The organism is Zobellella taiwanensis, assembly GCF_003012795.1.
In the GTDB taxonomy this organism is placed as follows: Bacteria; Pseudomonadota; Gammaproteobacteria; order Enterobacterales; family Aeromonadaceae; genus Oceanimonas; species Oceanimonas taiwanensis.
Window position 1 is genome coordinate 146,818 of record NZ_PXYH01000008.1, and the last position, 6,484, is coordinate 153,301.

Sequence of the window (6,484 nt, forward strand, 5' to 3'; positions counted from 1 at the left end):
GAATAACATGAGCGGATTCAAGCAATTAACCGGTATCGCCGCCCCCCTGGATGCGGCCAACGTAGACACCGACCAGATCATTCCCAAGCAGTTCCTGCAAAAGGTGACCCGGTCCGGCTTTGGCAAGCACCTGTTTCACGACTGGCGCTTTCTGGATGACGCCGGCGAGCAGCCAAACCCCGAGTTCGTGCTCAACCAGGCCCCTTACGATAAGGCGGTAATCCTGCTGGCCCGGGAAAACTTCGGTTGTGGCTCCAGCCGCGAACACGCGCCCTGGGCCCTGGCCGACTTTGGTCTGAAGGCCGTCATTGCCCCGAGCTTTGCCGACATCTTCTACGGCAACGCCATCAACAACGGCATGGTGCCGGTGCGCCTCACCGACGACCAGGTTGAAAGCCTGTTCCAGTACGTGGCTGCCAGCCGGGGCGCCGAGATCACCGTGGATCTGGAAGCCCAGCAGGTGCGCGCCGGTGAACTGGCCTTCCCGTTTGAAATCGACGAGTTCCGCCGCTACTGCCTGCTCAACGGCCTCGACAACATTGGCCTGACCCTGCAGCACGCGGATCAGATCGATGCTTATGAAGCCAGTCAGCCGGGCTGGTTGTAATCCCCGATAACGCCGGCACGAGCCGGCGTTGTTTTATCCAATTGCAGCCCCCGCTGCTTCGGCGTCTGACATGGTTGAACACATCCATGCCATCCCAGGCTAGTGGACCTCACTCAGCGCCAGAGCCACCAAATCAACCCCGTCACCGGGCTCGACCCGGATCACGCTGGCGGTGGCAGTCAGGGGGGCGACCCCGGCATCGGCCGAAGGCAGCACCAGCCGCCATTGTTGGCCCAACTGGCATTGGCCGGTGGCGACCTCCATCAGCAGACCTTCAGCACTGAGATTGCGACAGATACCTTCTACCTTTTCCTTGGTGGTAGCCAGTATTACCCTGGCATCCAGTTGCATACGGCTGTACAGCCTCTGTTCATCATGAGCGGGAATCATATGCCTTCTTCCTTCCTGGAACTGGTTTAGCCAAACAAATCACCCTACAATAGCGGCTCTTCTCAAACGGGGTGCGGTCAGCCGCTGAGATCATACTCGTACACCTGATCCGGGTCATGCCGGCGGAGGGATTTGAGCACTCGGCCCCCGATATGCAGCTTTCCACCAAGGAGTGGCCCGGTGAAAAAAACCTTGCTTGTCTTATCGTTGCTCGTCAGCAGCCCGGTTACGGCGCAAACGCCAACATTGACCATCTATACCTATAGCTCATTCGCCTCCGATTGGGGCCCCGGCCCAGCCATAGAGCAGGCTTTTGAAGCAGAATGTGACTGTAATCTCGAGTGGGTGGCACTGGACGACGGCGTTTCCATTCTCAACCGACTGCGCCTCGAAGGCGCCAACACCAAAGCCGACCTGGTGCTGGGGCTGGATACCAACCTGTTACAGGCCGCTAAAGACACCGGCCTGCTGGCCGAGCACGGTCACCCCCCCGCGGGGCTCAAGGTGCCCGGCGGCTGGAACGACTCCGTCTTTCTGCCCTTCGACTACGGCTACTTCGCCTTTATCTACGACACCAAACGCCTAGCCAATCCCCCGGCCAGCTTTGCCGAGCTGTTGCAACGTCCTGAACTGACCCTGCTGTATCAGGATCCGCGCACCAGTACACCTGGGCAGGGCCTGATGCTGTGGGTGCAAAAACTCTATGGCGACCAGGCCCCCGACGTCTGGCAGAACCTGGCCAAACGGACCATCTCCGTCACCAAGGGCTGGAGTGAGTCCTATGGCATGTTTCTCAAGGGCGAGGCGGATCTGGTGTTGTCCTACACCACTTCTCCCGCCTACCATATCGAGGCGGAGCAGAATACCCAATATCGTGCCGCCGGCTTCGAGGAAGGCCATTACCTACAGGTTGAAGTCGCCGCCCGGCTCAATACCAGCCGACAGCCAGAACTGGCCGAGCGCTTCCTGCAGTTCATGGTGAGCCCCGGCTTCCAGCAGCATATTCCTACCGGCAACTGGATGTATCCAGTTATCGAAGCCGAGCTGCCCGAAGGCTTTAAACAGTTGGTTCAGCCGGCCCGGGCCCTGTCCTTCGATCCCGAGCAGGTTTCCAGCCAGCGCCAGGGTTGGCTGCGACAATGGCTGGCTGCCGTGACCCGCTGATGCCAAACCGCTACTGGTGGCTGCCGGGCAGCCTCAGCCTGCTCGGAATATTACTGCTCACCGCCGGGCCCATAGGGGCCCTGCTGTTGCAAGGCGGCCAGATGTCCCTGGGGAAAGTGCTCTCAGATCCCTATCTGCGCCACGTCATCTGGTTCAGCTTTTATCAGGCCAGCCTGTCCACCTTGCTCAGCCTGCTGCTGGCCATTCCCCTGGCCCAGGCCCTGTCACGCCGACATTTCCCCGGCCGTGGACTACTGTTACGCCTTTTTGGGCTGTCACTGGTATTACCGGTGATCCTGGTGGTATTCGGCATTGTCGCCGTTCATGGTCGTCAGGGCTGGGTCAATCAGTTACTCGGATGGCTCGGCATGGAGCCCGTCGGCTATCTTTACGGTCTGACCGGCATACTGCTGGCTCATGTGTTCTTCAACATGCCCCTGGCCGCCCGCGTTCTGCTGCAGCAAATAGAAGCCATCCCCGCCAGTCAATGGCGGCTGGCGGGCCAGTTGGGATTTAATAGCCGACAGCTGTTCCGCTGGCTGGTCTGGCCGGCGGTACGCCATGCCTTGCCCGGACTGGCCAGCATGATCTTCATGCTCTGCTTTACCAGCTTCGCCACCGTCATGGCCTTGGGCGGCGGCCCCAAATCGACCACTCTGGAAGTCGCAATCTACCAGGCCCTGCGCTTCGATTTTGATCTTCCCTTGGCAGGCAGTCTGGCCCTGCTGCAGTTACTGTTCTGCGGTGCCTTCCTGCTGCTCCAGTACCGCCTGAGCCAACCGTCCGACCGGCAGGTTCACCGGCAGAGCCAGGGTTTTCGCCCGGATCGCCATACCTGGTCCACACGCTGTACCGATGTTGCCACACTGGCTCTGTGCCTTTGTGTGTTCCTGCCTCCCCTGCTGGCAATAGTAACAGCCGGACTCAATCCACGACTGTGGGCCAGTCTGGGTTCTCCCCTGCTGTGGCACGCCCTATGGAGTTCCCTGGTCATAGCGGCCAGCGCCGCCCTGTTATCCGTGGCACTCACCCTGGGCTTGCTCGTATCCAGTCGTCACCTGCGCCTGCGCCTGCAACGTCGTGGCCAGGCCGCCATTCTCGAGGCTACAGGCTCCGTTATCCTGGTATTGCCTGCTGTGGTGCTTTCTACGGGCCTGTTCATCCTGTTGCGAACGGTCACTGACGTCTTTATCCTGGCGCCGCTGTTGGTAGTATTGGTCAACGCTCTGATGGCCATGCCTTATGGCCTGCGTACCCTGCAATTACCCATGGAACACGTCGCCCGCCGTTACGACCGGTTATGTCAAGGGCTCGACATCCATGGGCTGAACCGGCTGCGACGGGTGGAATGGCCGCTGCTTCGCCAGCCTCTGGGATTGACCATGGCATTGGCCATGATGTTGTCGCTCGGTGACTTGAGTGCCATCGCCCTGTTTGGCAGCCAGCATCTGCAAACGCTTCCCTGGCTGCTTTATCAGCAATTGGGCAGTTATCAGATGATGGATGCCGCAGCCACCGCCCTGGTACTGCTGCTGCTGAGCCTGGGGTTGTTCCTGATGATAGAGCGGGTGCTCGGGGGGAAACATGCTGGAACTGAATGAACTGAGCGCAAGCTACCCGGAGCAACAGCTTTGTTTTTCGCTGCGCGCGGCTCCGGGCACCATCACCGCACTGATTGGTCCCAGTGGGGCCGGCAAATCGACCATGCTGGCCATGATTGGTGGCTTTACCGGCACAAGCAGTGGTCAACTGCTGCTGGATGGCCAATCGCTCCGCTCTCTCGAACCGGCCCGACGGCCAATCACCACGTTATTTCAGGACAACAACCTGTTCTGGCACATGACCGTTTACCAGAATATTGCCATCGGCCTCCATCCGGGATTGAAACTGAGCACATTACAGCAACAGGAGATTATCCGGGTAGCCGAGCAGGTTGGTATCGCAGGCCTGCTCGAGCGCAAGCCGGGTCAACTGTCGGGAGGACAACAACAACGGGTAGGGCTGGCGCGCAGCCTGGCTCGACGCCAGCCCGTGTTGTTGCTGGACGAACCGTTTTCCGCTCTGGATCCGGCGCTGCGCTTTGAGCTGCTTGAACTGTTACGCACGCAGACCGATAAACTCGGACTGACGGTACTGCTGGTTACCCACCACCCAGACGAAGCGGCCAGGGTTGCCGATCGTATCGCTTTCGTTTACGACGGCAAAATTATAGAGCAAGGCGACAGGGAGCTGCTGTCGGCCCCCCGCACCTCCGCATTACGGAATTATCTGGGTCGTTAAAGGTTTTCCTCGGCAAAGGATGCCAGCCGACTGCGCACCACGCCATTGAGATAGATATTGGCGCTGCCCTCAAAGTCCTTGAACCGTTCTACGATATAGGTCAATCCGGAGGTGACCGGGGTCAGGTAATTGGAATCGATCTGCGCCAGGTTGCCCGAGCACACCAGCTTGGTGCCTTCTCCACAGCGGGTAATGATGGTCTTGAGCTGGGAGGCGGTCAGGTTCTGGCATTCGTCCAGCAGCACGAAGGTATTCTGGATGCTGCGCCCGCGCATGAAGTTCACCGATTTGAACTGGATATTGGCCTTGCCCATGATGTAGCTGAGCGAGCCGTCCATACATTCGTCCTGCTTGTGCAACACCTCCAGGGTATCGGTAATGGCGGCCAGCCAGGGCGCCATTTTTTCTTCCTCGGTACCGGGTAGAAAGCCGATACTCTCGGCGATCTCGGGGGTATTGCGGGTGACGATCACCCTGTCGTAGATCCCTTTTTCTATGGTCATCTCCAGGGCCGATGCCATAGCCAGCAAGGTTTTACCGCAACCCGCGGGACCAGTCAGGATCACCAGATCCATATGCGGATCCAGCAAGGCATCCAGGGCCATAGCCTGATAGATGTTCTTGGGATGTATCCCCCAGGCCTTGCGGCCCATCATTCGTTCACGACCCAAGTCGACAAAACGCACCCGTTCGCTGCCCCTAGCGACTACTCGTCCCGCAAAATCATCCGTGTCGTCGATCAAATACTGGTTGATATGTGCCGAAGGTAATATTTCTTCGGCAATGGTATGGATCACTTCCCGGCCATGGGTTTCACTTTCACACTCCCCCACTCTGTCCCAAAAGCTGCCCTCTACATGATAAAATCCTTTGGATAACAGACGAATATCATCCACCAGTTGATCGGAACGATAGTCTTCCACATGCTGCAGACCGGCCCCCTTGGCCTTGAGCCGCATGTTGATGTCCTTGGTGACCAGTACCGCCATGCCCTGGGCATGATGCTTTTGCAGGTAAAGGGCCGTATTGATGATACGGTTATCGGCTTCATCATCGGTAAATACCGCATAGCCTTCTGGCAGATGTCGATCCGAAATGATGGCAATACGGCCGGAAGCCTCATCGTCTTTCAGCCCCAGCGGCACGCCGGCAATGATTTGCTCTGGTGTGGCATCGTGGAAAATATCCTCGAGAGTACGAATGGCTACCCGTGCGTCCCGGCTGACATCCTTTTGCCGATCCTTGATGCGATCCAGCTCTTCAAGCACCGTCATGGGGATGACAACGTCATGTTCCTTGAAGGAATAAATAGAAAGGGGTTCATGTAGGAGAACGTTGGTATCAAGAATAAAGCGTTTGCGGTCGTTGCCGTCCATAGGCATGCTCCCCGGGCCAGGCCCTTGTCATGGTCATGCCCTCAGTTAGACATTGGGTCATGACAGCTTTATTACGATTTAACGCTATGCCTTTTTTCTTCTGTCGGCAAGCACGGGAATGGAAGCAAGAGTTCAGTTGGCGATAAATCAGCCAGTTACGACCAATTGTGAGATAAACCAACGTAAAAAACCCCGACACTCTCGTATCGGGGTTTCCTAATGGGTGCCTGGCAGTGACCTACTTTCACATGGCAGCTGCCACACTATCATCGGCGCGGTTGCGTTTCACTGCTGAGTTCGGCATGGAGTCAGGTGGTTCCACAACGCTATTGCCGCCAGGCATTAAACTTGAATTCGGAAAAAGCGGTTTCGATGAATATGTTTTGTTCTCGAGACTACAAGTCTCTCACACTTCTTGGGTGTTGTATGGTTAAGCCGCACGGGGCATTAGTACAGGTTAGCTTCACGTCTCACAACGCGTCCACACCCTGCCTATCTACGTCTTAGTCTCAAACGGCCCTTCAGAGGTTTCAAGAACCTAGGGATGACTCATCTCGGGGCTCGCTTCCCGCTTAGATGCTTTCAGCGGTTATCGATTCCGAACTTAGCTACCGGGCAGTGCCATTGGCATGACAACCCGAACACCAGCGGTTCGTTCACTCCGGTC

Annotated in this window: 6 protein-coding genes, 2 rRNA genes and 1 riboswitch; of the genes, 4 read left to right on the forward strand and 4 right to left on the reverse strand. The window is 57.6% G+C overall.

Annotation, left to right across the window (positions count from 1 at the left end; all coding sequences use genetic code 11):
* Positions 1–7: 7 nt before the first annotated feature.
* Entirely contained in the window at positions 8–607 is a 600-nt protein-coding gene (leuD, locus tag C7I36_RS07890; RefSeq protein WP_106453174.1) for a 3-isopropylmalate dehydratase small subunit, read from the forward strand.
* A 99-nt stretch (positions 608–706) separates the two neighbouring features.
* Here leuD and C7I36_RS07895 read toward each other — a convergent pair whose 3' ends face one another.
* The gene (locus C7I36_RS07895) at positions 707–997 is read right to left on the reverse strand and encodes a PilZ domain-containing protein (protein ID WP_106453175.1); all 291 of its coding nucleotides are present in this window, start codon (positions 995–997) and stop codon (positions 707–709) included.
* Positions 998–1,054: 57 nt separating this feature from the next.
* Positions 1,055–1,145: riboswitch (TPP riboswitch) on the forward strand.
* Positions 1,146–1,177: 32 nt separating this feature from the next.
* Between C7I36_RS07895 and thiB the strand changes: the two genes are divergently transcribed.
* Genes thiB through thiQ form a run of 3 tightly spaced genes read left to right on the forward strand, consistent with a single transcriptional unit; the run spans position 1,178 to position 4,441 of the window.
* A complete protein-coding gene (gene thiB / locus C7I36_RS07900) occupies positions 1,178–2,161 on the forward strand; it encodes a thiamine ABC transporter substrate binding subunit (protein ID WP_106453176.1) in 984 nt (327 codons plus the stop codon).
* A complete protein-coding gene (gene thiP, locus C7I36_RS07905; protein ID WP_245880070.1) occupies positions 2,161–3,762 on the forward strand; it encodes a thiamine/thiamine pyrophosphate ABC transporter permease in 1,602 nt (533 codons plus the stop codon). The genes thiB and thiP overlap by 1 nt, the downstream gene beginning before the upstream one ends.
* Complete coding sequence (thiQ, locus tag C7I36_RS07910; protein WP_106453178.1) at positions 3,746–4,441, forward strand: thiamine ABC transporter ATP-binding protein; 696 nt, start codon at positions 3,746–3,748, stop codon at positions 4,439–4,441. The genes thiP and thiQ overlap by 17 nt, the downstream gene beginning before the upstream one ends.
* On the opposite strand, the gene C7I36_RS07915 is transcribed toward thiQ, so the two are convergent.
* From C7I36_RS07915 to C7I36_RS07925, 3 genes are all read right to left on the reverse strand, one after another.
* Positions 4,438–5,817, reverse strand: a complete 1,380-nt coding sequence (locus C7I36_RS07915; RefSeq protein WP_106453179.1) for a PhoH family protein — start codon at positions 5,815–5,817, stop codon at positions 4,438–4,440. The two genes, thiQ and C7I36_RS07915, sit on opposite strands and share 4 nt — an antisense overlap.
* Positions 5,818–6,042: 225 nt before the next feature.
* A 5S ribosomal RNA gene (gene rrf / locus C7I36_RS07920) occupies positions 6,043–6,157 on the reverse strand.
* Positions 6,158–6,243: 86 nt separating this feature from the next.
* Positions 6,244–6,484: ribosomal RNA gene (locus tag C7I36_RS07925) — 23S ribosomal RNA — on the reverse strand; the annotation flags it as partial.